We start from the raw sequence: 25,382 nt of genomic DNA, 5'->3' as shown, positions 1-25,382 counted from the left end.
GTTATTGACCAAGCTGCAAAATCAAAAAAACCCATATGAATTCATGTGGGGTTTTTGCATTTGCACCAAGTGCGTAAACCGGGTGCGCCAGGCTCACCAGAGGAGAAGGCGGCTTTGGAGAAATAGCAAAGTGGCAAAAGTGGCTGGCCCGCAGTGATTCAGGTATTCACGATATGCATACCGTCTCTGTTGGCTACGCCGGCAGTCACCAGTTCGTCGCTCAATTGCTCAATCCATGCGCGGGCAGGGATGTCCGCGAAAAATTTGGCTTTGATCTGTATGAAATAGGGTGTTTCCAAGGCCCATTTTGCAAAGTCGTCGAAACCCTGGCGTTGAATTTCGAGTAATTTGAACTTCAGCAGAACCTTGGCCGCATGGTGTGCATGTCTGGGCGGGTTGCCGACAAATGAATTCAACCGCTGGCGCGCTCGCGCTAGCGTTTCGGGCGTATACGCAAAGACACGGCCGTGTCCTGGAATGACGGTTTTGGGGTTCAACTGCTCAATTACGTCCAAGGTCGCGGCGACCTCCGTGAATGCATTGGTACCTTCCAGCTCGGGAAACACCACGCCGAAGCCGTTCTCCCACAAAGCATCGGCAGAAATAAGCACACGGCTTTGGGGTTCAAAGAAAATCAGCGAGTGCGGGTCATGCCCAGGCGCCGCATGAGTCTGCCACATCTCGGACCCGAACCGGATGGAACCTCCCGGCTTCATCGCATCAGTGAAGGTGAACCGTGGGCACAGCTGACCGGTCGGAAAATAAGTCAGCGCCACAGGATCCCAGTCTAATACTTGTTGCGCATGGCCAGGAGGAATAAGGGTATGCAAATCGGGGTAACGCGCCTGCAAAGCAGCATTGCCGCCGCAGTGATCGCTGTGCAGGTGCGTGTTGACGAGAATATCGAGAGGGCGGGACCCAAGGACGGACTCGATCAACGACAGCGTTTGCGGTGCGTGCGTGCAATAACCACTGTCAACCAGCAAGGTTTTTTCACCGCCGGTGAAAAGAATATTGTTTGCAGAGAGCCAGCCGCGCTCAAAAACCTGCATTCCTGGGGGTAAATCAGGCTTTGCCATCAGAAGCCACCAAGCCTTGCAGCGTTTCAGGTCGGCGTTCGCAGTTCACGCCTAAGGATTTTTCCAACGTTGGTTTTGGGCAAGTCATCGCGAAATTCAATGTATTTGGGGCGTTTGTACCCAGTAAGGTGCTGCTTGCAATAGGCGCTCACATCGTCTTCGGTCAGTGTAGGGTCATTTTTCACCACAAAAACCTTGATGGCTTCGCCCTGTTTGTCGTCTGCAATACCGATCGCCGCGCATTCAACAACGCCGGGACACAGGGAAATGACATTCTCGAGCTCATTGGGGAACACATTGAAGCCCGAAACAATGATCATGTCCTTCTTGCGATCGATGATTTTGGTGTAACCGCGCTCGTCCATGATGCCGATATCGCCGGTGCGCATAAAACCGTCCGGGGTGAACGCCTTTCTGTTCTCCTCCGGTTGCTGGTAGTACCCCGTCATGACTTGCGGACCCTTGATACAGATCTCGCCGGATTCGCCAAGAGCCAGCGACAGGCCATCGTCATCCTTGATGGCGATTTCGATGCTGGACAACGGCAGGCCGATGGTGCCGGTGAACTCCTTGTTCATCACCGGATTGTTGGTGCCGATGGCGCAAGTCTCACTCATGCCCCAGCCTTCAATCATGGGGCAACCCGTGACCTGCAACCAGTGTTTCGCCGTACCTTCGGACGCAGCCATGCCTCCCGCCTGCGAAACGCAAAGGGCCGAGAAATCCACCGTCTTGAACTGAGGGTGCTGAAGCAGCGCATTAAAAAGCGTATTGACTGCCGGCAACATGTGGAACGGACGTTTCTTGAGGACTTCGATAAACCGGCCGAAGTCCCGCGGATTGGGGATCAGCGTCAAATGCGCACCCCAGCGAATGGTCAGGAGGCAAAGCGTCAACGCGAAGATGTGATACAGCGGCAATGCTGCGATGTTGTTTGTCTTGCTGACGTCACCTATCCGCTTTAAAGCCGGCGTGAACCATTCTTCGGCCTGCAGAATGGCCGCAACGATATTGCGATGCGTGAGCACGGCGCCTTTTGACAATCCGGTTGTCCCGCCGGTGTATTGCAGAAAGGCGATTGAATCCAGTGTGGTCTGTGCAGGCCTTAGGGGCAGGCGGCTACCTTCGGCGATCGCGCGATTGAAGGCTGTCACGGTGCGCCCGTTTGCAAGCGGCAATTTGTAGGCAGGCACCAGCTTGGCCAGATGGCGGACTGCGAAGGTGATCCATTGGCCATGCCAGAAGCCCAGCAAATCACCCATGGACGCCATGACGACATTCTTCACCGGTGTGCGCTCAATCACTTCAGCCAGTGTGGCCGCGAAGTTTTCCAGAATGACGATGGTAGTGGCTCCGGAGTCGCGTAACTGGTGCTCCAGTTCACGGGCGGTGTACAGCGGGTTGACGTTGACGCAGGTATAGCCTGCCCGCAGAATGGCCGCCATGGTGACTGCAAACTGCGGAACATTGGGCAGCATGATCGCAACCCGCGCCCCGCTCTCAAGACCCAGGCTTTGCAGCCAGGCGCCCAAAGCCGACGACAGTTCATCGAGCTGTCCGTACGTCATCCAGCGATCCATGCAAACCGAAAATGGCTTGGCCGCATTCCTCTTGAACGAGTCTTCCAGCAGATGATTCAACGAGTGGAACTGCTCGGTGTCGATCTCGTGTGAAACGCCTGCGGGATAACTTTTGAGCCAATGCTTGTTCATACACACTCCTTGCAGCCCATTGTGAAAGCCGCGCGGTGGAATCCGTATGGGGCTTGTCCTAATGCCGGCGTGGCATTACGGCCCGGCAGCCAGCAAATGGCTCAATCTGGTCTCGCAGGTGACAGCATCGTCCGCGAACAGGGTATGAATCCAGGCCGTCTCACGGTCCCTTATCAAGCGAACGAACTCGTCGGCCCCACGCATATTGGCAAAGGCATCAAAGCCGGTTTCCAGAAAGTGCTGCAGGGAGTTCAACCCCGCCGCGGCAGCCGGTCCCCTCATCATCTTGAGCAGCGTGCGAAGGCCGAACGTCCGCGTCAGGCGATTGAGTTCGTCCCCAAGGTGCAGGACAACTTCAAGCTGCCGGCTGCGTGCGGCTACATCTCCGACCCGCCGCCAGCAACGGATGTATCTCCCGCAGTCGCTGCTTTCCGGGATGGCTGCAGTGTCCGCCAGCCATTCCCGTGCCATCAGGTCGTCGAGTCTCTCCGTCAACGCGTGCACTTCCGCCAGCGCGGCAGCCGTGCTGACAACCGGTTGCGGGAAGAGTTTGGCGATGGTACTTGCGATACGTGCAAACTGCTGGTCGCGCTCGGCGTAGTCTTTGTCGCTGTACAGCTCCTGCAGAAAGAAGGTGGCAGCAGTTTTATACCGCGGGCTGTGCAGCAGGTCCGAGTAGGTGGCCTGAAAACGGCACGCCTGAAACCGCTTGACCTCCGCACTGGCCCTGGCCAACGGTGGATCTGCCGCGTGTTGCTGCCGAAGCTGCGCAACGGTTTGCAGTGCGCGATGAATTTGTTGTGCGGATGCGTCCATACAAACCCGGAGTTTATCTAGGTACGGCCCCCTATAGAAACCTAAATGCGCATGAGAAACTTCCCGGATGCAAAGAAGAACGCTTCTCAAGCTCGGTGCCGCGTCGGCGGCCGTGCTGGTTGTCGCTGGCGGCGCTGCTGCTTTGCTGCAGCCGGGCCTGACCAGTGGGGTCTTGACTCACTCGGGACGTGAAGTCTTTTCCGCTGTAGGCCGCGCTGTTCTGGATACCACTTTGCCCGCAGACGCCGGCCCGCGCGAGATTGCGCTGCAAGGCTTGCTCAGCCGGGTCGATATCCTGGTGCAATCCCTTCCGCCTCATGCGCAAGGCGAGTTGTCACAACTACTGGCATTGCTGGCCAGTGCTGCCGGCCGGCATGCGCTGGCCCGCTTGAGCCAGCCTTGGCCCGAAGCCTCAGTTGCACAGATCCAGCAGGCGCTTCAGGATATGCGCCTGTCAAGCCTCGCGCTGCGCCAGCAGGCTTATGCCGCCATGCACGACATCACGGCCGGCGCGTATTTTTCCGAACCGTCCAGCTGGGCGATGTTGGGTTATCCCGGCCCCGTCAAAATCTGAAGACACCGAAAGCAGCATGAGTCAATTGAAAGACCCGATCCGCGAAGGCATTGCGCGCGGCTGGAAAGTCATGGGTGGCGCGCTCGGCCCGGTGCCTGAAAAAATCACCTGTGACGTCGCCATCATAGGCAGCGGCGCAGGCGCCGGAGTCACGGCCGAGCTGCTGGCCAAGGCCGGCTTGCAGGTGGTGATCATTGAAGAAGGCCCGCTTAGAAGCAGCTCGGATTTCAACCAGAAAGAGGCCGAAGCTTATCCTTCGCTCTACCAGGAAAGCGCCGCCCGCAAGACGGCGGACAAAGCCATCAACATCCTGCAGGGGCGCTGCGTGGGTGGCTCCACCACGGTGAACTGGACCAGTTCTTTCCGCACGCCCGCTTCCACGCTTCAATTCTGGCGAGACCGGTTTGGCCTGGGTGGCTACACCGTGGAAGCGCTCGCACCGTATTTCGCCCAGGCCGAGCAGCGACTGAACATCACGCCCTGGCTGGTTCCGCCGAACGAGAACAACGACCTGTTGCGCAGGGGTGCCGCCAAACTGGGCATTCCCGCTTCGGCGATCTCCCGCAATGTCAAGGGTTGCTGGAACCTGGGCTCGTGCGGACTGGGTTGCCCCACCAATGCCAAGCAATCCATGCTGGTCACCACCATTCCCGCCGCGCTCGACCGCGGGGCGCAACTGCTCACTGAAACCCGCGCAGAAAGCCTTGAACTGGCCAATGGCAGGGTCACCGCGTTGATATGCCGGGCTGTAGAACCAAATGGGGCTCCAGCCCAATCAGGGCATGCACAGTCAGCTATCAAAATAAGAGCAAAACACTATGTACTGGCCGGCGGCGCCATCAACTCGCCGGCCGTGCTGCTGCGCTCCGGAGCACCCGACCCGCACGGCGTGCTGGGCGCCCGGACATTCCTGCACCCGGTCGTGATGTCCTCCAGTGTGTTTGACCAGAAGGTGGAGGCCTGGAGCGGTGCACCGCAAACCATTTACTCCGACCATTTCCTGGAAACCCAGGCGATTGACGGACCGATCGGCTACAAGCTGGAAGCGCCCCCCCTGCACCCAATCATCTTTGCGTCGACCGTCCCGGGCTTCGGCCAGGGTCAGCACGACCTGCTCAGGTCTTTTCCCTACAACCATACGCTGCTGGCCTTGCTCCGTGACGGCTTTCATGACGAATCGCCAGGCGGCCAGGTGAAGCTGCGCAGCGACAACTCCGCCGTGCTGGACTATCCGCTGACGGACTACGTCATGGAGGGCGGGCGCAGGGCTCTGCTGTCAATGATGGAAATTCAGTTTGCAGCGGGCGCCAAACAGGTTTTGCCGCTGCACGAAATGGCCAGGCCCTATACCTCCTGGGCCGAGGCGCGTGATGCGGTCAATGCCTTGCCCATGAAGCCGATGCTCACGCGGGTGGTGAGCGCCCATGTCATGGGCGGCTGTAGTCTTGCGGGCGCTGAACGACAGGGCGTTACCCGGCCCGACGGTGTGCACTGGCAACTCGAAAATCTTTCGATTCACGATGGGTCGCTTTTCCCCACCAGCATCGGCGCCAATCCGCAACTGTCCATCTACGGCGCCGTGAATCGCCTGGCGCAAGGCCTCGCCAAAAAACTGTCGGGCAAGGATGTCACACTGGCCTGAGATACTGCGGGTTTGATCTCGCGCCGATTCATTCATGCTGGCTCAACTGCAAAGATTCATCACCCTGACCCTGGTCGCCGCGGCTTTCGGCTGGCTGTTCTGGTTCCGCAGCAGCTCTCCCGCGCTGGCCGTCACCGGCTTCCTGCTGATTGCACTGGGGTACACCGGTTTCCTCGCCCTTGAGTTTTTACTCCTTCGGTACATCAACAAGGCAGATCCGGCGCCCCAGCCCACCTGGACAGAACTTCTGCGCGCATGGCTGGGTGAGACATTGACGGCTCCCCGCGTGTTCTGCTGGCGCCAGCCCTTTCGCTCCAATGCTGTCCCGGACAGGGTCCTGCCGGCCGAGACGGCCCAAGGTCGCCGCGGCGTGGTGTTTGTGCATGGGTTCTTCTGCAATCGTGGCCTGTGGACACCTTGGCTCAAGCGGGTTCGAGGCAGTGGACGCGCCTTTGTCGCTGTCAATCTCGAACCCCTGTTCGGCTCTATAGACGGCTACACCCCCCAAATTGACGACGCAGTGGTGCGGGTCACCCAAGCCACCGGCCTTGCCCCCTTGCTGGTATGCCACAGCATGGGCGGGTTGGCCGCCAGGGCCTGGCTCAAGCGCATGAAGGCCGAAGCCCGGGTGCACCATGTCGTCACCATCGGCACACCGCACCGCGGAACCTGGCTGGCCCGCTTTGGGCATGGCCACAATGGTCGCCAGATGCGCTTGTTGTCCGATTGGCAGGCCCAGCTGGACCATGAGATGCCGGCCCACCGGCATACGCTGTTTACCTGCTGGTACTCCAACTGCGACAACATCGTGTTTCCGACCTCCACGGCTACTTTGCCTGATGCCGACAATCGCCTGGTTCGCGGCGCGGCCCATGTGCAGATGGCTTTTTTGCCGGGCGTCATGAACGCTACCCTGGCCATACTGGACAGTGATCCGGCTTGATCCGGCGTAATCGACGCTTGTCGTCAGCCTCTTAAGCCTTCCCAGTCGGCAATCTGCATTGTCTATGTGAATTTCTCACAAAAAAGACCCGGCATATTCACTATCTACATTGACCCGGGCTTTTTATGCTCATCTATTTGTAGGATGGAGCAAGCCCTTGACACTTTATGCAATGCCCAACACCAGCCTGTTAGAGGCTAGCCGACCGCTGCCGCCTCTGCGGGAACCCGAGTCTGATTCCACGCCTGCGCTGCTGGCCCTGCTGGTCGATGAGCTGGCGCACGGAGTGTTCGTTGTCAGCGCCCAGGGGCGGATTTTGCACGCGAATCAAATCGCGCGGCGCGAACTTGAGCGCTCTGTTGTTCTGGGGGTGGACAGGGGAGAGTTGAAGGTCCTCATGCAGGCAGATGCCAAGGCCTTCCAGATTGCCATGGGCAAAGCAGTTGCCGGAAAACGCAGCCTGATCAGGCTGGTGGCCGACGGCGTGGACTTTACTCTGGCCGTGGTGCCACTGCATCGCCAGGAAGGCAGCCCCTGTGAGCGCATTGCCCTCTTTTTGTCTCGAGTGGGCGTAAGCGAGTCGGGTGTTTTCAGCTCCTTTGCCCGCAGTCACGGTCTCACGCATACGGAGGAGCAGGTGCTGGTTTTCCTGTGCCGCTGCCTGAGCACGCCGGAAATCGCCCTCCAGATGAAAGTTGCGGTTTCCACCGTGCGCAGCCACGTGCGCAGCCTTTGCGCCAAGACCGCCTCCAGCGGCGTTCGTGAACTGGTCAATCGCGTGGCGATTTTGCCGCCTATTGCACCGCTGCCGCTCGGACAAATCCACTGATAGATGCCCCGTACGTCCCGGCGACGTGCTAGATTACGGGTGATCATGAGTTCACCACTACCTTCCGATGAGGGGCTGTATGCCCATTTGATTCCCGAATTGCGCACGCTCGCCCTGCGAGGCGTGGTGCGAACTTATCCCAAAAAAGCCGTTGTCATCAACGAAGGGGAAATCGGCGACAACCTGTTTGTTCTGCTCAAGGGCAGTGTCAAGGTGTTCGCCATGGACGAAAGCGGCCGGGAAATCACCTACGGCAGGATTCATTCGGGCGACTATTTTGGGGAAATGTCGCTGGATGGCGGACCCCGCTCGGCTTCGGTCATTACCCTTGAACCTTGCACCTGTGCGGTGCTCAGCCGTACCGATGTGAGCGAACACTTGGGCGATGAGCCAGGATTCGCTATCAATCTTGTGGTTCAAGTGATTCGCAGGGCACGTGCTGCTACAGAAGCGGCGCGCAACATGGCGCTGCTCGACGTGTACGGACGGCTGATTGCCGTGCTTGAAGGACATAGCGACGCGGTGGAGCGCGACCCTGCCAATGAGGCCGTCACCCTTGAATCAATCACCCATCAGGAGATTGCCAGCCGCGTTGGCGCCTCCCGCGAAATGGTCAGCCGCCTTTTAAAGGACCTGGAAAAAGGCGGTTACATCGAAATGGGCACCAAACGCATCACGCTGCTCAAGAAGCTGCCGAGCCGTTGGTAAGTCCTTGCCGAGAGCCTAGAGTTCGTTAAAAATCCGGCGAGCCTCTTGCGGCGACGCATCGCTCGTACCCTGCAAGCGCACCACAGCACTGCTACGCGTCCCTGCGGCACTGACACCCAGCGTGGCCGGGTTTTCGTCGCTGGAGGCGGCTGCATCCGGGATTTTGACGACGCCGGGTCGCTGCGGCCGCGCTGCATCGGGGTCTGGTTTTTGCGGGGAATAGTGCGCCCATTTCGACCCCGTGATACGGGTGCCGCCGACCGACACAGTTTTACTGCCCGTGGCAATGCTGTTGAAGCTGCCGCTGCGCCGGATCAGGCTTGGATTGTCGGGGTGATCGACAAAGGAGCCGGGGTTGCCGCTGGTGTCGTACCACTCGTCCTCAAAGTGCGATTGGCGCGCTCCGGTATAGGTGCCGATGACCACGTCGTCTCGCTCCACGTAGGCATCCACCGTGACCGATTTTGTGGCGGTGTTCGTCAGCTTGATTTGCCATACTCCGCTGGGCGCGGTGACGTCTTTCTTCTCGAAGCTGAAGGTGGGTGACACCGCCAGCAGGGCGCAGGTGCCACGCCGGCCAGTGGCCACCGTCTTTGGATAAATCAGCGCGCAAAGGGGCTGCTTGTCGCTGTTGGCCCACATTCGGGACTGGCCAAACTTCAATGCCGGCAAGGCAGCTTGCCCTGGCGGCGTAATTTCAATCTCCAGGCCTTCGCGGTTCTCCTCAATCCAGAGCTCCACAAAGCTTTGCGTTGTATCGTCGGGCAGTGCACACCAATGCAGCGTGGCGGACTTGTTTTTCGCCAGCGTTGTATTGGCATGCATGCGCAGTTGGTAGTCATTGCCAGCAGCCAGAACAATCTGCAGGCGGCCATGAAGGAGGGTGATCAGCTGGTCCATGGCAGCCTCAAGCAGCGACGTGCCATCATGCGGCCCGGCCAGCGTACCAAAACTCACGTTCACCGTCACCTTGGCCGTGTGGGTGCAGCGAGAGAGGATGTACATAAACCCGTCCAGCACATGCACATTCATCGAGCCGCCCGAGGTGTCTTGCACGGTGTCGTAGTCGAGTTGCACTGCAACCAGCGGCGCGCGGCTGGCATCGTCGTTGGCCAGCGCCCAGCTAGGCGGCGCGTCATACGTAGGCGGCAAGTTGGCCACCTGCGCCAGCAGCTTGCGCGGCCCCACTGCCAGATCCATGACATGTGAGCCGTGACTGATCGACGTGTCCAGCGCGTGAAAAAAGCGCTCGGTCTTGGGCTGTTTCTGGCCCAGGGTAGAAAGCCCCAGTGCGACATACACCGCGCTTTCATCCACCAAGCCGTTATAGACATTGGCCTGCATGGCTGCATTGATGTCGGCGGCGGTTAGTTCGTGCCCATAGCCCAACCCGGTGGGTGTGCGGCCCTTGCCTCGTGCGTCTTGCCGCCAGAAGTAGCGGGTACGGGCCTTGCCCTGATGGAGAAAATTTGCCTGGGCCAATGCCAGGCTATCGTCAATCAGTCCGAACACCTTGCCCGAAAGCAGGCGCTCAGCACTGGCTTCAGCTTGGTACGCCTCGCCGCGCGAATGTGGAGGTGGATTGGTGTGCGGGCTCCCCGCCGGATCGTCAGCGTATTCAGCTGCAGGTAGCCCCAGCTCAAGCCGTAGTACCAGCGGGTGAAGGCTGCCACCCGGCTGAATTGCCTTGAAAAACGCAGGCCTGACCCGCGCGGTGCAAAACCTCAGGCCAGCCGGCGCGACCGTGCCGGCATACACAGGTGGCACATGGAGCCACTTGGGGGAGGCAGCGGCAATAAGCTGGGACACCGTGGTACCCCGCGTCAGCTCAATAGCGATGGGCAACCACTTGGGCTGTGTATCGCCATAGCCGGCAAAGCTGTCGGTTTCGGCCCAGATCAGGTACGGATCAAAACCATTGGTGGCATTGGGCAGGGCCCAGTCAATGCCCGTGAACTCGCCTTTGGGCAGTTTGCTCCAGTTCATGATCGGCCTACTTCAGGGGCAGCCACTCTTTGGCGGCTTTGGTCCACATGAATTGAAGCAGCGGAGAAGCTGCAATGGCGCCAATGGTTGACAGGTACTCGTAGTAGCCGCTTTGGTTGTTCGTCATGGAAACGCGCGGGTCAAAATCAGTCACGGTGCCCAGCGCGCCATGAAACTTAGGACCACTGAAGCCGCGCTCATGTAGCTTCGCATTGCCGGTGCAACGTGCAACAAAAAAATCGGCCAGTGCGGTGCCCAGCAGGCGCCCCGCGGCGCTGTCTACCGGGTAGTGCAAGCCGGCAACGGTGCGGTTGACTGCAATGCGCGCTGCTTGTCGCTCCAGTTGCTCTTTGTACTTGCCGCCGTGCGGCAAGAGTGCTTGCAGAACCGTTGACACCAGGAAAGCTTCAGTGGCGTGACCGCTGGGCCAACTGGCATGGCCAGGGGTGGCAATCATGGGTTGGATTTGGGGCGATAGCTCGATAGGCCGTGGACATGCAAAAGCTTGCTTGAACCGCATTTCCACGTGGGATGCCAATGATAAGGATAAAGCAATAACTTCGACAGTCCATTTGTGCCGCTGAGCCGACAGTCCGATGATGGAGCTCCAAAAAGGAAATTGAGGAACCATTTGCGTCAATATTTCGACGTTCCGACTTTCCCTCAACTCTGCATAGTTAGCCACCAGATCAAGTTGTTGTTTGAAAACCTTTGTCGTGGGACGGGTTAGGCGTACCAAGGATTGATCTTTTAGCGGGTTTTTGTCTAGGTTGACGAATCCCAGAGATACAAGATCTTTGCTTTGATTCACGCGAAAGCGTAGACCGCTCAAAAGCTCCACCTCGCAGACTTGGAGGCGCGGTATGACGTCCCAATGCGCCAACCATTCCGGTTTATCCAGCGGATTGGGCAGGGTGACCGGTAGGGTTGCGCCTTGAAAGGGACCGGCGAGAGCTGCCTGACTCTGCGTTAAGGCGTTTGAAACAAAGTGATTTTCGGCTGCAACAGCATCAGCAGCACCAGCAGCACCAGCAGCACCAGCAGCACCAGCGGCACCAGCAGCACCAGCAGCACCAGCAGCACCAGCAGCACCAGCAGCACCAGCAAGATAACTTTGAATACTCATAAACTCTCCGAGTTAAGAAATTAGTAGGGCAACCCAGCTTGTTGTAACGCGGAAGACCATATTTGGCCGGTCGCGAACTTTCCGCTAGGGTTTCGAGAAAGATATGAGCGAACAGTTAAGTCTGGCTCCAGCTTTAACAGAAGTGCGAGCGTCTCTTCAGCTTGGGTTACTTTTCCAAGTTGAACTTGGGCAATTGTCAGAGCTCGAAGAGTGGACGTATGTGTACGATTAGCCCGCAGTGAGAGCTGTGCCAATTCCAGTGATCGCTGATAATTGCCGGCAGAGAGCGCTGCTGTTGCTGCGAGCGAGTAATAAAAGTATTTCAGTGGATCAAGGGGGGACAGCTTAAGAGCTCTTTCTGAACCTTCCAACGCCTTATGACCTTCTCCTTTAAAGGCGTGGAGTGTTCCCTTTAGAAGCCAAGCCATTGATTCGTTCGGGTTGACTGCGATTGCAGACTCATACCGAGTTAAAGCAGTATCAAAGTCCTTTAACAGATTGGTTCTAACCATGCCATCAATGGTTAGTGCCAAGGCGGAATTTGGTTCGTTATCCAACGCTCTTTTCGTGCAATCAAGCGCAAGTTGAGCTTCTTTCTCTGCATTCTCTGCCCAGCCTTGTTGTACTCTCAAAACATGCCACTTTGCCAACCACGCGTGGGGAACGGGATGCCGCTTACTTCGATCAATGAGGTGCTCCAGCATTTGCCGTGCACGATCAAAATCGCTAAATGCCGTCCGGTGCATGAGGGCGACCGCTCCCAGCAATAAGGTGTAGCCTTCAAGTGTGGGCAAGGAATGGCCGCTCGCCCGCTGCAGCTCCTTTGACATGACCGACGAGCTAACGCCAGCGACGAGGCGAATGACCAGATCATCATCTGTGGAAAACAGGCCTTGCACTGCACCCTTTAGGCTTTCTGCCCAAAGAACGTGACCTGTCTTCGCCTCAATCAACTCAACAAATAACACCAGTTGTGTGCCCGCGCTGCGACAGGTGCCAGACAATACGTAGGTGGCCCCCAGATGAGTTCGAATCTCCTGTAAAGCATCCTTCCGCTCACGGAACACTGTTGTTGACAATCGAGAAATCACATGAAGCTCAGATGTTCTGGAGAGAGCTGCAATAACCTCGTCAGCCAGGGCCTCGCCAAGCAACTCGTGTCCGGGCTCGGTGCTACGCATTGCGAAAGGAATGACGGCGATGGTTGGTCGCAAATTCAATTCAATAGCATTACCTGGGGGGACAACAGGCGAATTGCCCGGCGGCCCGACACGGTAGGCTCGAATCGCCTCTTTGACATGTTTAAGGTGGCATTCGCCAAGGTCTTCAACGTCCGCATCCAGCACTGGCGAAAGTTGATCACGCAGATCGGACGTCACGACTATCTCACCGGGCCCCGCCAACGTACAGACGCGCGCTGTCAAATTTACGTCTGTGCCGTAAATGTCATGCTGGTCGGTCACAAAGCTCGCCAAATGGCCGCCCATGCGCAGATGCATCTGTTGCTCTGGGCGGAAGGCCGCATTGGCACGTTGGCAGAAGTGCTGAATAGCGAAGGCTGCTTTGACAGATCCTTGGGCGTTGGCAAATTCCAGCATTAAACCGTCCCCAAGGCTTTTGACAATGCGACCGCCATGCAGCGGCAGAATTTGCAGCTCAATTTGCTGTACCAGTTCTTGCCACCGCCGCACAAAACCATCTTGATCCTGCTCCATGATTCTGACGGACTCCACCACGTCCATGACCAGCAGCACCTTCGTGCTTCGGTTCATGTGTGCCGGTAATTCCATCAGGGAGTGCATCGTAAGCGGTGTAACAATTTTTTACCTCCTCATTTTGTAGGAGGAAGTGCGTGTAATGAACACCTGATGTGCTATGACCCCCCTTGGTGCGGTTCACTGTTGTATCGGTGCTGAATTACAACATTTTCGACTAAAAGTGCGTCAGTCGTAAGTTCCCATTAGACCGGCGGCATTAAGGGCGGTTAAAAGCAGGCCCTTTGCATGGCGGCTGGTTTTTTGGGTTTATGTGAAGCGGAATCGGGGACTCGCAGTGTGTAAATTCAGAACAGCTCTGGCTGCGACAATGCGCTTCAGTATCTTTTCGTGGCATTGCGCGAGATGAAGCTCTTCCCTGTCAATATAGGGTGTGCCAGTTCAGATCCCGCTGGCGGCGTTGATGGGTTGGCGATTAATTAATCTTGGAATGGCGAGCGTTGGTATGCCCTTGATCGCGGTGAATGATGATGCAGGTGCTCGCATACCGATCGGCGAGGCGCCCGGAAATGAAAGCCATGAGGGGGTTCGTCGGGTTGGAGGGCAAGATCTATGAAATCTGTGTATGGCTGCATTTGTTATGCAGTCCCTTCCAAGCTCTTCAGCAAACTCGCAGAAAAAGCTGGGGAAGATGATCGCACACAGCTCAACGGCCATATTGAGCATAGCGCGCGGCTGCGCACCCACCGCCACGTTTGCTCCAAGCAGGGCGCGCGTGCCGCCCTCCCGGTCTCGTCCCCGATGTCTTTCATGCCGGGCCAAGCCTATCGCCGCAGTATTTTCAATGCCGGCACTGACACCGACCTGCCGGGCAAACCCGTGCGGCATGAAGGGGACAAGCCGGTCAGGGACCGCGCCGTCAACCAGGTGTATGACAACACCGGCATCGCTCTGGATTTCTACCACCAGGTTTTCGGGCGGGACTCCCTCGACGACCGCAGCATGAACGTGGAGTCGGCCGTGCATTTCGGCAAGGATTTTGCCAATGCCATGTGGACCGGTGAACAGATGGTGTACGGGGACGGTGACCAGAATGTCGGCGGCTTCACCGAGGCGCTGGACATCATTGCCCACGAGCTTACCCACGGCGTTCTTCAGCACATGATCCCCGGCGGGCTGGGTGTGTACCGATTGCCATTGAAGGACCGCGAATTCCCGGAGCAAACGCATGCGCTGCAGGGCCAGGCTGGCGCCCTCAATGAATCCTTCTCCGATGTCATGGGCACTATGGTTAAACAGTGGCATGCGGGCCAGACAGTGGGCCAGGCGAACTGGCTGCTGGGCGTGAACATGCTCGCGCCGCAGCATGGCCGGGCCATTCGCTCCTTGAAAGACCCCGGCAACCGCAAGTTGACCTGGTACGACGACGACCAGTTCAAGACCATGGAGGAGTATGTCGATGGCGCGGATGTTCATGACAGCTCGGGTATACCCAATCACGCGTTTTATCTGGCTGCAAAAGAAATAGGCGGATATTCCTGGGGGAAGGCTGGACCTATCTGGTACGAGGCTTTCGCGAAGCTCAAACCCAAGGCCACTTTCCTGGACGCAGCGCGGGCCACAAGCCGCGTCGCGAGCGCGCGTTTCGGCAGTAAGTCGAAAGAGCTCAAGGCCGTCGCCTCCGCTTGGCAAGTCGTCAAAGTGATGCCTTGAGCGCTGACGCCGCTGCCGGAACTAATGCCTTGATTTGTTGATGGGGTCGTGCAACGATTCGTCGTGGGTTTCCTGTCGTGGAGAGGGTTAGAAAAGAGATGTCGTTGCGCTGCGTATCGTGCCTGACCGTGAACCCGGCTGCGAACCGGTTTTGCGGCAACTGTGGCGCCGCCTTCGGGCTTAGTGTGCAAGAGCCTGCCAGTGCCTTGGCTCCCTTGGCATCTGAAATCCAGTGGGGTGCGCTCAAGCACGCCACCATCCTGTTCGCAGACGTTGTCAGCTCCACCGAGCATGTTGCCGGGCTGGACCCGGAGCAGGCCATGGAGCAATTGCGGCCCGCCGTGCAGCGTATGTGCAATGCGGTGGAGCGCTTCGGTGGCACCGTGGTGCGTACGCTGGGTGACGGCATCTTGGCCTTGTTCGGTGTGCCCAGGGCGCTGGAGGGACATGCCAGCCTTGCCTGCGAGGCCGCGCTTGCAATGCAGGCCGCCTTCGAAGGCCCAGACTCGAGCTTGCGCATTCGTGTAGGCCTGCATTCCGGCCAGATCGCTCTGGACTCCGAGGCGATCGATGCCACTCGGGGTGGCGGTGTACATGGCCATGCAATTCATCTTGCCAGCCGCGTGGTGGCACTGGCGGAGCCCGGGGGGATTTGCCTGACGGCTGACTGCCTGGCGCTGGTGCGCTCTTCCTGCGACGTGCGGCCCATGGGCAAGCACTCTTTGCGGGGTATTGCGGAGCCCGTCGAACTGCATGCGCTGCTGGGCATGAAAAACGATGTGCAGCACCACAGCTTTCACGAAGCAGCGCTGTCGCTTTTTCGAGGGCGAGCGCAAGAGTTAAACGTGCTGCAGGATGCGCTGCGCAGCGCCGAAAATGGAGCGGGTTCAGCGATCGGTTTGTGCGGCGCGCCCGGCACGGGCAAGAGCCGGCTTTGCCACGAGTTCGCCCAATGGTGCCATTTGCGCCATGTACCTGTCTTCGAAGTAAGAACCCAGCTGTATGGCCATGCGACGCCTTTGCAGCCGGTACTGCTGCTGCTGCGCAGTTGCTTTTTTCATATCACGCCGGCACACGACGCCGCCGCTGCAAGGGAATGCATTGTTCGGGGGCTGGCAAAGCTCGGCGCCGTGTCGGCGGACGATTTGGCCTTGCTCAGCGAATTTCTTGGCGTGGCCGAGTCCAACAGTCAGCCCTGCTCTCTCAACGCCAAGGCGCGGCGTGCCAGGCTGTTGGGCTTGTTGGATGAACTTGTCAAGCAGGCCGGTGCAACCACTTCCGTCATTGTTTTCGAAGATCTCCACTGGCTGGACGAGGCGAGCGCGGAGTTCCTCTCGGCGCTGGTCGCTGCCGTGGCCGGAACAAAAACGCTGCTGCTGCTCAACTACAGGCCGGGTTACCAGGCTTCCTGGGGGACGATGCCCCACTTCCGGGCGATGTCGCTGGCGGACTTGAGTTTGTCCGATACGGAAGAATTGGTGCGCGAACGGCTGAGCCATCATCCCGAGCTGCTTGGATTTTTCCCGCTCATTGTGGAACGTTCCGCCGGCAATCCTTTTTTTGCCGAGGAGTTGGCGCACTCCCTGATTGAAAAGAACGCCTCGCTGGCAGCTTTGGGCCAGCGGAAGCCGGACGTTGCATCCCTGGCGCATGCTTTGCCCGCGACCGTGCAGGCAGTGATCGGCGAACGCATAGACCGGCTGGTGGTTACCCAGAGAACACTACTGCATGTTTGTGCCGTAATCGGCAAGGAAATTCCGCTGGCCGTGCTGCAAGACGTTGCTGTCTATTTGGTGAGTCAACTGGAGACCGGCTTGGACGGCCTGTGCGAGGCCGAACTGCTGCAGTTGCTGCGCGAGATCGCAGGCGGGCGCCGCTTCGCTTTCCGGCACCCTCTCATCCAGGAGGTGGCTTACAGCACCCAGCTCAAAGCGCGGCGCGCGAATCTGCATGCTGCGGTGGCTATCGCGATGGAGGCGCACTACAGTGCCCAGCCGGGCGAATTCGCCGCGCTGATCGCTTATCACTATGAAGCCGCGGGCCAGCCACTCAATGCGGCGCAGCACGAGGCGCGTGCGGCGAAATGGACAGGCTCCACCAATTCGGCGCAGGCGATCAAGCATTGGCGCAAAGTGTGGATTTTGCTTGACGGGCAGGAGCGGTCGCCGCAAGTCAATAGTTTGCGAGCCCTGGCCGGCGGGCGAATCGTTTACCTTGGCTGGCGGGAAGGGTTGAGCCCTGAAGAAGTTCAGAAAATCAGTCACGAGGCCATAGGCCATGCGAGCGAGGTCGACAGCCGGTTGGTACAACTGTTGCTGTTTGCGCAAGGACGAATTCTGCAGTCCGGCGGTGGCGCGGCAGATGACTATGTAGACTGTGTCCTTAAGGCCTTGGCGCTCACACCGCCGGGCGGGGATGCCGGGCGGGTCGCCATGCTGAATGTTGCCCTGAGTCAGGCGTATGCCTGGGCGGGACTGCTTGAGCAGGGCCTGGCCGCCAACGATGCCGCCATGCAGGGCATGGCGAGCATCGATCAGTTCGACAGGGAGTTCATTGATTTCAGCATTGAGCAATGGGTGCTGGGCATTCGTGCCCGCTTGCTGATCCGGATGGGGCGGTTAGAAGATGCCAGGGAATGCCTGCAAAAAATGCTGTCGGCCGATGAGGGGCTGGATGATCCCGTGATCGGGCAAATCGCCCACCACTTGTCTGTCGAGCTCGCCTCATGCTTCCGAAATGCCATGCTGGCGCATGAGCACTCCACAAAAGTCTCCAAGATCGCGCAGGAGCACAGAAGTCCTTACTCGAGGGTGTTTGCTCTGTGGTGCAATGGACTGGCTGAGGTGACGAGGGGTGACCTGGAGTCTGCGCACCAAAGCTACTCGCAGGCACTGGACCTCGTGATGGTCACGCGTGTGGCCGTGGAGTTCGAAACCGAAATACAGGCCAGCCTCGCCGAGTGCCACTACAGGGCGGGCAAGCAGGACGAAGCGCTGACGCTTGCGAAAGAGGCGGTTGCGCTTTCGCAGAAGCGGAGCAATCGCCTGACGGAGTGCCGAGCGCTGATTGTGTGGGGCGGCGTGCTGCGCCAGGCGGCTGATGCCGGCTCACTGGAAAGCGCGGTGGAGCTTTTTAACCAGGCGGAGCAGTTGATCAAACAGACGGGTGCCAGGGTGTATGAGCAGTCGCTGGTCAGCGAACGTGGCCGACTGGCAGAACTCATGGGGCGTTAACTGGCGCCTGATTCAGGTGCACCAGCAGCGTGAACTCGCGCATGCCGTAGCCTTGTAGCACTTCAACCCGAGCCTGGAAGTTTTTTTCGCAGTAGGACTGCCACACGCGGGACGGCGTTCTGTAGAGCTCCGTCTGAGTCGTCTCCCCCTCAGCCAGAGGCGCCAGAAAATTTACCGCGAAGCCTCGCCGGCTGGTGGCGCGCAGGGTCATCAGCGTCGTCTCGACGAAATGCGTCCAGAGTGCTTCGCTTTGATTCAGCTTGACGTTGAAGATGCCGCTGGCCAGCGAATAGTCCGCTACCCGCGGGCAGGTATTCGCGACGAGAAATTTGGTGGCCAGCTGCTTGCCCCACAAGCTGTGTGCCTCCTTGATCATCTGGGCGGACAGGTCCACGCCCAGATAGTCGATTTTCTTGCGCCGGTGCCGTTTGGCCAGGAACGCCAGTAAAGCCCCGTAGCCGCAGCCGAGGTCATTCAGTGAGAAGGACATTTCCGATTCACATACGCGCAGGAGTTGCACAAAGCGCAACTCCTGCGTTGGCTGGCAGGGCCACGCCACCCCCAAGGGAGTGGCGCCATACGCCATTATTTTCCCGGAGTAGTACCGGTCAATGTCCAGGTACACCTCCGCCAGGTGATCCCCAGCTGGGAGATTCCCGGTCATGGTTCGCAGCCGACCTGCTTATTTTTTGGCTGCAGGCTTCTTGGCAGCAGGTTTGACGGCGGATTTTTTGGTCGCGGAGATTGGCTGCATGGGAATGGAAATCGTCAGGTAGTCCTGCTCCAAGTAATGGACGGGCTGGCTTTTGTCGATGATTTTCACTTCTGCATTTGACTTGTCGCCGCGCATGTCGTGAGAGGTGAAGAAAACCGGCAAAGGCGTTTTGGATGCCAGGTTCTTGATGAGGGCGTTGACGATGGCGGCATCGCCGTTCTGGCCTTTTCTGTTGGACTCGTGCTTGTGCAGGTTGCCCAGGAGGTTTTGCCACAGGTTCTTGACCTCGTTGTTGCGGGCGCCCAGGTTGAGGGCTGCGCAGCTCATTTTGAACGAGCGCCCTTTCTTGAAGAGCTTGAACTCCTTTTGCAGGGCGACCATCTCCAGGATGCCGCCAAAATGTGATTCCTTGCCTTGCGAGGGCGCAAAGCGCAGGTTCAATTCATCCAGCATCGTGCCGATGTAGATGTCGTGTTCTTTCATGAAAAAGCCCATAAATTTCTCCTGCTGTTACGGTTAATGGAATTGCTGCGAGGTTCGAAAACTGCCTGTACGAGTAAAGCTCTTATTTGGTACCCCTTTTTGTAAGGAGCGGCAAACTTCGCGGACCGATGCATCTGGAAGGATATCGTAAGTGAGGTAACAAATATTTACTTCCTCATTTTGTAGGAGGAACGACTTGAACGCAGCACTGATTTGCCAGAAAGTTGCAGCGCCATTCACTGTCGTATCAGTGCAATGTTGGTGTCTTTCGCCAGGCAGGACATTCGTGAGTTCGCAATAGCTTGGCTGCAAATATTGGGGCGGTGGTTGCGACAAGCGGCGCCGATGCTGCCGGTGGCCGGACGAACCGGTAAGGGGCGCCGGGATGCGTGAGGATTTGGGTAAATTAAGACTTAAGACGGTCTACCGGCTTGGGGCGCGTCGGCCAGCGTTTGGTAAAACGGCGTGAAGTCCGGCTCCGTCAGCCGCAGCAGCGCCTCAAAACTGTCGATCACAAAATATTGCTGCTGGAAGCTGTCGATCTTGTAGGTCGACGACATGCAGCGCAGCAGGTCGGCGTTGTCCCGCAGTGAAATGCGCTTGGGCTCTGCAGACTCCACGCTCCAGGCCAGTTCGCCGGGGCTGCTCAGGATGCCGGCGCCGTAGGCCCGGACCTCATCGTTGCCTTGTTTGTCGCGCATCAGGCCGAACTCGATGGTGTACCAATACAGGCGCGATAGCATTTCCACCGCACCGGGGATCGGTTCTTTGCCATTCGCACCATGCTCCAGCGCATGCGCTTTCAACGCGCCCTTGCCGTAGGCCTGAATGTGGTCGGCGTAGCTCGGGTCGAACAGCAGCGGCACGTGGCCGAACAAATCGTGAAAGATGTCGGGCTCGACGATGTAGTCGAATTCGGCCGGCGTGCGTATCCAGTCCGTCACCGGAAACTTGCGATTTGCCAGCAAGGTGAAAAAAGGCACCTCGGGAATCAGCCCGGGCACTCCCACCAACTGCCAGCCGGTGGCTTTGAAGAGCCGTTCGTTCACGTCTTCAAACCGCGGAATGGCATCGCTAGCGCCCAGGCTGGGCAGGGCTTCGATAAATGCGCTGCAGGCCCGGCCCGCCAGCAGCGCCGACTGCCGCGTGTAAAGGCGCCGGTAGGTGTCGTGGTCTTGCGCGGTATAGGCCGCATAGTTTTGGGGGCAGGTGTAGTCCGCGTTGACCTGGCCGCCACGTGCGTAGTCACCCCGCGGCGGGCGGTCAGACTGGCCGTAGACCGCCGGCGGTGGCGTGTTGCTCTCTACTTCAGCCATTGGCTCTCCACGCGCTGGTAGTCACCGCTGGCTTTGGCCAGGTGCAGCCACTGGTCCACGTAAGCTTTGAACGTCACGTCCCCGCGCGGCAACAAGTAAGCCATTTCGCCGTACTGCAGCGGTTTGTCGGGGTTGATCGCGCACAGGCCCGGCTTCAGCCTCTGCTGGGTGATCGCCTCGGCTGATTCGGTGACGAAGACATCCGCGCGGTTGGCCAGGATTTCGTCAAAGATCGTCAGGTTCTCGGGGTTGAGCCGCATCTGCGCCTGCTTGAAGTTGGCGCGGGCAAAACGCTCGTTGCTGCCGCCCGGATTGAAGATGACGCGCGTGGCGGGCTTGTCGATGTCGGCCACGGTCTGGTATTTGGCCACATCGGCGCAGCGCGCAATTGGCGTCTTGCCGTTGACCATGTAGGGCGTGCTGAAGAAGGCGCGCTTTTGCCGCTCGGTGGTTACCGAGATGCCGCCAACAGCCATGTCGCATTTGCCGCCCGCCATGTCGGGCATCAGGTTGGACCAGCTGGTCTTGACCCACTCAGGCTTCACACCCAGGCTGGCCGTGAGGGAGGCCATCAGGTCCACGTCGATACCTTCAAACGTGCCGTCGGGCTTCTGGAAGCTGAAGGGCTTGTAGTCGCCCGGCGTGCAGATGCGCAGCACGCCGGCTTTTTGCACGCTGTCCAGGCTGGAGGCCGGAGCGACGCTGACCGCCGTCTGGGCATATGCCCCCGTCACCGCAAAAAATGCAGCGGTGGCGACACCCAATGCGGCCAGGCGATGGGGCAGTTGCGGGCAAAGTGACATGGCAATCTCCGTGAGGTTGGGGGATGGAAAACTTTATTGTGCGCTTGCCTTGGCGCCCGACAAAACCCCGCGGCGCATCTGGTCCAGCTCGATGCTTTCAAACAGCGCCTTGAAATTGCCTTCGCCGAAACCGTCGTCGCCCTTGCGCTGGATGAACTCGAAGAAGATCGGGCCGAGCTGGTTTTCACTGAAGATCTGCAGCAGCAACGCGCCCTTTTTTCCATCCACCAGTATCTTGCGCTTCTTCAAATCGGCCACGCTCTCGCCGTGTCCGGGGATGCGTTTGTCGACCAGCTCGTAATAGGTGTCGATCGTGTCCAGCAGCTTCACGCCGCTGCTGCGCAATGCATCCACCGTAGTGAACAGGTCGTTGCTGCCCATGGCGATGTGCTGGATGCCTTCGCCCTGGTAGCGGTCCAGGTACTCCTGAATCTGGCCGGCCTTTTCGTTGCCCTCTTCGTTGATCGGGATGCGGATCTTTCCGCAGGGGCTGGTCATGGCCTTGCTCTTCACGCCGGTGACCTGGCCTTCGATGTCGAAGTAGCGGATTTCGCGGAAATTGAAGAGCCGTTCGTAAAAGCCGGCCCATTCGTCCATGCGGCCGCGGTGCACGTTGTGCGTCAGGTGGTCGATATACGTCAGGCCGTGGCCGGCGGGGTTCAGCGCGTCACCCTGCACGCCGGGCAAGGCTTCAAAGTCCACGTCGTAAAAGCCGATGTTGCCGATGTCGCCGGGTTGCGCGCCGTTCTTGCCGCGCCATTTGTCGATGAAGTAGATGATCGAATCGCCAATACCCTTGATGGCCGGAATGTTCAGCTCACCAGGCGCCGATGTGTGGGCATACCCCCAGGCGCCCAGTGAGATTGCGCGTTCATAGGCGGCCTTGGCGTCCTGCACGCGAAAAGCGATGGCGCAGACGCTGGGGCCGTGCTGGCGCGCAAAGCGCTGGGCAAACGAGTCGGGCTCAGCATTGAGGATGAAGTTGATGCCGCCCTGGCGGTACAGCGTGACATTCTTGTGGCGGTGTTTGGCAATCGGCGTGAAGCCCATGCGCTCGAACAACGCACCCATGGCGACAGGGTCGGGTGCCGCATATTCAATGAACTCAAAACCGTCGGTGCCCATGGGGTTGTCCCAGGCCGCGCCCTGTTCAAAGTTCAGGGCAGTGTCGTCGCGTGCATTCATGCGTGTCTCCAGATAGGTGTGCGTATAAACTGACTTTAGCGGCGCTGGCAGTCAGTTTTACTGCGAAATGGGGCGCTTCAATTGTCATTGACGCAGTAAACCTGCAAAATTACTTGAATGGAAACACTCGACAAGCTTGATCGGCATATTTTGCGCAGCCTTCAGGACGATGGCCGCGCCACCTACGATCAGTTAGCCGAGCAGGTGGGCCTCTCGCCCAGCGCGGTGCTGCGGCGCGTGAAACGGCTTGAAGAAAGCGGCGTGATCGACCGCTATGTGGCGCTCGTCAGGCCCGAATCCGTGGGGCTGGGACTCACGGCTTACATCAACGTACGGCTGGAAAAGCACACCGAAAGCCACAAACGCAACCCGATGGACCTGTTCCGGGCCAGTGTGCAGACATGGCCTGAGGTGGCCGAGTGCGCAGCACTGACTGGTGAGATGGACTATCTGCTGCGGGTGCTGGTGCAGGACATGGCGCATTACAGCCGTTTCATCATGGACACCCTGCTCAAACACCCCAGCGTGCAGGACTGCAAAACGAGTTTTGTGCTGGACCGGGTCAAGGCGACGACGGCCGTTCCTTTGTGAGCTGAGCCGGGGCGAGGCCGGGGAACCGGCGTTCCCATGTGCCTGAGTTGCCCGGATACGTGTGCAGAGTGTTGCTGTATTGCAACGATTTACACGCCGGAACAATTGGAAGTGCTGGTTTGCTATATTTTTAATAGCTGCCTGCGCCCTTATTTATTGGGCAAAATCGATATAAGGGCGTTTTTTTGAAACAACCCTCTATTGACGCTGGTTCAGAAGCCCCTAGACTGTTGATTCTAGGGAAAACCCTTATATTGAGATCATGGTTACACCCAGCACGCTTTTAAGAGCATCCTATAACGCAGGCAAGGAATTCTTCCGGCCTCCCGTGGAAGAGCGCACCTCTGCGGCGCCTCCAGCGCGTCATGTCCAGCCCGTCATGGTTCCCATCCGCTCGATCGGTCCCAGCCACGGGAAGCGCATCGCCACCCATTTGCTGGCGCTGGGCCCCCACGACCGTTACCTGCGCTTTGGTTATTCGGCCAACGACGAGCAGATTCACCGCTATGTAGACGGGCTCAACTTCGAGCGCGACGAGATTTTCGGCATCTACAACCGCAAGCTCGAACTGATCGCCATGGCCCACCTGGCGCATAGCACCGACCCCAACCTGAAAAGCTGCGCCGAGTTCGGCGTGTCTGTATTGGCCCAGGCGCGTGGCCGCGGCTACGGCTCGCGTCTTTTTGACCGCGCCGTCATGCACGCCCGCAACAACGGTGTCGACATGATGTTTATCCACGCGCTCAGCGAAAACACCGCCATGCTCAACATCGCACGCAAGGCCGGCGCCACGATCGAACGCGACGGCTCTGAAAGCGAGGCCTACCTGAAGCTGCCACCGGCCGACCTGGACTCGCGCATGACCGAAATGGTCGAAGAGCAGATCGCCCAGACCGACTACCGCCTCAAGGTTCAGGCCAAGCAGTTCTGGGATCTGCTGGCAATGGTCCAGGAGGTGCGGCAGGGCGTGCGCGATGGGCGGGACCGCATGCCGATGTGATGGCCTCAGCCTGGGGCCGGCGCAGGGGCGGCGCAAGAGCCGGCTGCGTGCAGGCTCAAGCCAGGCAGTAGATGCGGTAAAGGCGCGCCTGGCGCTATCAATTCGATAGCTTCTTGCGCTTATTCCCGGTGGCTGGGCGCCTGAAGTCATCCAAACTCCCTGCGCGTGGCCCTGAATGGACACAAACCCAAACAGGAAATACAAAAAGCCAACCGCTTCGGCCCGCGACGGCAAATTACGCCTGCTCACCGCCAAGGATTTCAGCTATCCTTAGCCCCTTCACAACTACCGACCGCCCATCACGTGTCCGACGTTCCCCCCAGTCGGTCTTCCAGGCCAGAAGACAAACGCGGCTTTTTGCAAAAGCTCGCTGAAATGCTCCACCCGGGCCCCGACTCGAAAGACGAGTTGATCGAGACCCTGGTGGAAGCCCAGGACAATGACGTCATCGGAGCCCAGAGCCGCGAGATGCTCGAGGGGGTGATCCGCATGGCCGACATGACGGCGGGCGATGTCATGGTGGCTGCCCCGCGCATGGATGTGATCAACATCGACGCGCCGTTCGACGAACTGCTGCACCTGGTGATCGACACCGCCCACTCGCGCTTTCCCGTCTACGAAGGTGAAAAGGAAAACATCCTCGGCATCCTGATGGCCAAGGATCTGCTCAAGCTGCAGCGCGCGCCCGAACTCAACATCAAGGCCCTGCTCCGGCCCGCCGTCTTTGTGCCGGAGAGCAAGGGGCTGAACGACCTGCTGCGTGAATTCCGCGGCAACCGCAACCACCTGGCCATCGTCATTGACGAATTCGGCCGCGTGGCCGGCCTCATCACCATTGAAGACGTGCTCGAGCAGATCGTCGGCGAGATCGAGGACGAATTCGACATCGCCGAAGACGAGGGCGACATCTTCGGCCTCAGCGACCATACCTACCGCGTCAGCGGCGACACCTCCATCGAGCGTGTCAACGAAGCTTTTGGTGTGACGCTGCCCGAAACCGACTTCGATACGATCGGCGGGCTGGTCGCGCACGAGATGGGCCATGTTCCCAAGCGCGGCGAGCATTACGCGCTGGCCGGCCTGCAGTTCACGGTGCTGCACACCAAAGGTGGGGCCGTGCGCTGGTTCAAGGTGTCGCCGGTCAGCGCCGGCGTCTGACAACGAATTCACGAAAAAAAAGGGCGGGCTGACTATGGGACGGGATTCGATTCAA

At 58.8% G+C, this 25,382-nt stretch carries 21 protein-coding genes; 10 read left to right on the top strand and 11 right to left on the bottom strand.

Going from position 1 to position 25,382, the window contains the following annotated elements:
- Positions 1-158: 158 nt before the first annotated feature.
- The 3 genes from AC1DYR_RS19900 to AC1DYR_RS19890 form a co-directional block, all read right to left on the bottom strand.
- Positions 159-1,079: an MBL fold metallo-hydrolase gene (locus AC1DYR_RS19900; RefSeq protein ID WP_477706617.1), complete on the bottom strand. Its 921-nt coding sequence runs from the start codon at positions 1,077-1,079 to the stop codon at positions 159-161.
- 26 nt (positions 1,080-1,105) lie between these two features.
- A complete protein-coding gene (locus AC1DYR_RS19895; RefSeq protein WP_477706616.1) occupies positions 1,106-2,791 on the bottom strand; it encodes an AMP-binding protein in 1,686 nt (561 codons plus the stop codon).
- A 75-nt stretch (positions 2,792-2,866) separates the two neighbouring features.
- A complete protein-coding gene (locus AC1DYR_RS19890) occupies positions 2,867-3,607 on the bottom strand; it encodes a DUF8198 family protein (protein ID WP_477706615.1) in 741 nt (246 codons plus the stop codon).
- A 67-nt stretch (positions 3,608-3,674) separates the two neighbouring features.
- Here AC1DYR_RS19890 and AC1DYR_RS19885 point away from each other — a divergent pair, with 67 nt between their 5' ends.
- From AC1DYR_RS19885 to AC1DYR_RS19865, 5 genes are all read left to right on the top strand, one after another.
- Positions 3,675-4,181, top strand: coding sequence for a hypothetical protein (locus AC1DYR_RS19885; protein ID WP_477706614.1), 507 nt, complete (start codon positions 3,675-3,677; stop codon positions 4,179-4,181).
- 16 nt (positions 4,182-4,197) lie between these two features.
- Positions 4,198-5,823 carry a GMC family oxidoreductase gene (locus tag AC1DYR_RS19880; protein WP_477706613.1) on the top strand — a complete coding sequence of 542 codons (1,626 nt, stop codon included), beginning with the start codon at positions 4,198-4,200 and terminating at the stop codon, positions 5,821-5,823.
- Positions 5,824-5,857: 34 nt separating this feature from the next.
- Positions 5,858-6,766 carry an esterase/lipase family protein gene (locus tag AC1DYR_RS19875; protein ID WP_477706612.1) on the top strand — a complete coding sequence of 303 codons (909 nt, stop codon included), beginning with the start codon at positions 5,858-5,860 and terminating at the stop codon, positions 6,764-6,766.
- Between the two features lie 157 nt (positions 6,767-6,923).
- Positions 6,924-7,595, top strand: coding sequence for a helix-turn-helix transcriptional regulator (locus AC1DYR_RS19870; protein WP_477706611.1), 672 nt, complete (start codon positions 6,924-6,926; stop codon positions 7,593-7,595).
- A gap of 45 nt (positions 7,596-7,640) precedes the next feature.
- On the top strand, positions 7,641-8,303 hold the full coding sequence (locus AC1DYR_RS19865; RefSeq protein WP_477706626.1) for a Crp/Fnr family transcriptional regulator: 663 nt from the start codon (positions 7,641-7,643) through the stop codon (positions 8,301-8,303).
- Positions 8,304-8,318: 15 nt separating this feature from the next.
- Here the strand turns inward: AC1DYR_RS19865 and AC1DYR_RS19860 are convergent, their stop codons facing one another.
- From AC1DYR_RS19860 to AC1DYR_RS19850, 3 genes are read right to left on the bottom strand one after another with little or no spacing between them, the layout of a single operon-like run.
- Positions 8,319-10,289 (bottom strand): S8/S53 family peptidase, encoded by a 1,971-nt coding sequence (locus tag AC1DYR_RS19860; RefSeq protein WP_477706610.1) that lies wholly within the window; start codon positions 10,287-10,289, stop codon positions 8,319-8,321.
- A gap of 7 nt (positions 10,290-10,296) precedes the next feature.
- Complete coding sequence (locus tag AC1DYR_RS19855; RefSeq protein ID WP_477706609.1) at positions 10,297-11,415, bottom strand: phosphatase PAP2 family protein; 1,119 nt, start codon at positions 11,413-11,415, stop codon at positions 10,297-10,299.
- A gap of 20 nt (positions 11,416-11,435) precedes the next feature.
- Positions 11,436-13,205 (bottom strand): adenylate/guanylate cyclase domain-containing protein, encoded by a 1,770-nt coding sequence (locus AC1DYR_RS19850; RefSeq protein ID WP_477706608.1) that lies wholly within the window; start codon positions 13,203-13,205, stop codon positions 11,436-11,438.
- A gap of 726 nt (positions 13,206-13,931) precedes the next feature.
- On the opposite strand from AC1DYR_RS19850, the gene AC1DYR_RS19845 reads away from it, so the two are divergent.
- Together AC1DYR_RS19845 and AC1DYR_RS19840 are read left to right on the top strand one after the other, a co-directional pair.
- Complete coding sequence (locus AC1DYR_RS19845; RefSeq protein WP_477706607.1) at positions 13,932-14,843, top strand: M4 family metallopeptidase; 912 nt, start codon at positions 13,932-13,934, stop codon at positions 14,841-14,843.
- 215 nt (positions 14,844-15,058) lie between these two features.
- Positions 15,059-18,076, top strand: a complete 3,018-nt coding sequence (locus AC1DYR_RS19840) for an ATP-binding protein (protein ID WP_477706606.1) — start codon at positions 15,059-15,061, stop codon at positions 18,074-18,076.
- On the opposite strand, the gene AC1DYR_RS19835 is transcribed toward AC1DYR_RS19840, so the two are convergent.
- The 5 genes from AC1DYR_RS19835 to hppD form a co-directional block, all read right to left on the bottom strand.
- Positions 18,063-18,596 carry a class I SAM-dependent methyltransferase gene (locus AC1DYR_RS19835; protein WP_477706605.1) on the bottom strand — a complete coding sequence of 178 codons (534 nt, stop codon included), beginning with the start codon at positions 18,594-18,596 and terminating at the stop codon, positions 18,063-18,065. The genes AC1DYR_RS19840 and AC1DYR_RS19835 overlap by 14 nt on opposite strands.
- 162 nt (positions 18,597-18,758) lie before the next feature.
- Positions 18,759-19,286 carry a hypothetical protein gene (locus AC1DYR_RS19830; protein ID WP_477706604.1) on the bottom strand — a complete coding sequence of 176 codons (528 nt, stop codon included), beginning with the start codon at positions 19,284-19,286 and terminating at the stop codon, positions 18,759-18,761.
- A 401-nt stretch (positions 19,287-19,687) separates the two neighbouring features.
- Positions 19,688-20,590, bottom strand: a complete 903-nt coding sequence (gene phhA, locus AC1DYR_RS19825) for a phenylalanine 4-monooxygenase (protein WP_477706603.1) — start codon at positions 20,588-20,590, stop codon at positions 19,688-19,690.
- Positions 20,578-21,393 (bottom strand): transporter substrate-binding domain-containing protein, encoded by an 816-nt coding sequence (locus AC1DYR_RS19820; protein ID WP_477670117.1) that lies wholly within the window; start codon positions 21,391-21,393, stop codon positions 20,578-20,580. The genes phhA and AC1DYR_RS19820 overlap by 13 nt, the downstream gene beginning before the upstream one ends.
- Before the next feature lie 33 nt (positions 21,394-21,426).
- Positions 21,427-22,578 (bottom strand): 4-hydroxyphenylpyruvate dioxygenase, encoded by a 1,152-nt coding sequence (gene hppD / locus AC1DYR_RS19815; protein WP_477670116.1) that lies wholly within the window; start codon positions 22,576-22,578, stop codon positions 21,427-21,429.
- A 117-nt stretch (positions 22,579-22,695) separates the two neighbouring features.
- Between hppD and AC1DYR_RS19810 the strand changes: the two genes are divergently transcribed.
- The 3 genes from AC1DYR_RS19810 to AC1DYR_RS19800 all read left to right on the top strand — a co-directional run bounded on the left by AC1DYR_RS19810 (position 22,696) and on the right by AC1DYR_RS19800 (position 25,327).
- On the top strand, positions 22,696-23,169 hold the full coding sequence (locus AC1DYR_RS19810; RefSeq protein WP_477706602.1) for an Lrp/AsnC family transcriptional regulator: 474 nt from the start codon (positions 22,696-22,698) through the stop codon (positions 23,167-23,169).
- Positions 23,170-23,431: 262 nt separating this feature from the next.
- Positions 23,432-24,169, top strand: a complete 738-nt coding sequence (locus AC1DYR_RS19805; RefSeq protein ID WP_477706601.1) for an N-acetyltransferase family protein — start codon at positions 23,432-23,434, stop codon at positions 24,167-24,169.
- 375 nt (positions 24,170-24,544) lie between these two features.
- Positions 24,545-25,327, top strand: a complete 783-nt coding sequence (locus AC1DYR_RS19800; protein WP_254806495.1) for an HlyC/CorC family transporter — start codon at positions 24,545-24,547, stop codon at positions 25,325-25,327.
- The last annotated feature ends 55 nt before the right edge of the window (positions 25,328-25,382 follow it).

The sequence above is a fragment of the Polaromonas sp. P1_F9 genome (genome assembly GCF_056405615.1).
The sequence above is the reverse complement of the archived record's forward strand: the minus strand, read 5'-3'. Positions and strand labels throughout refer to the sequence as shown.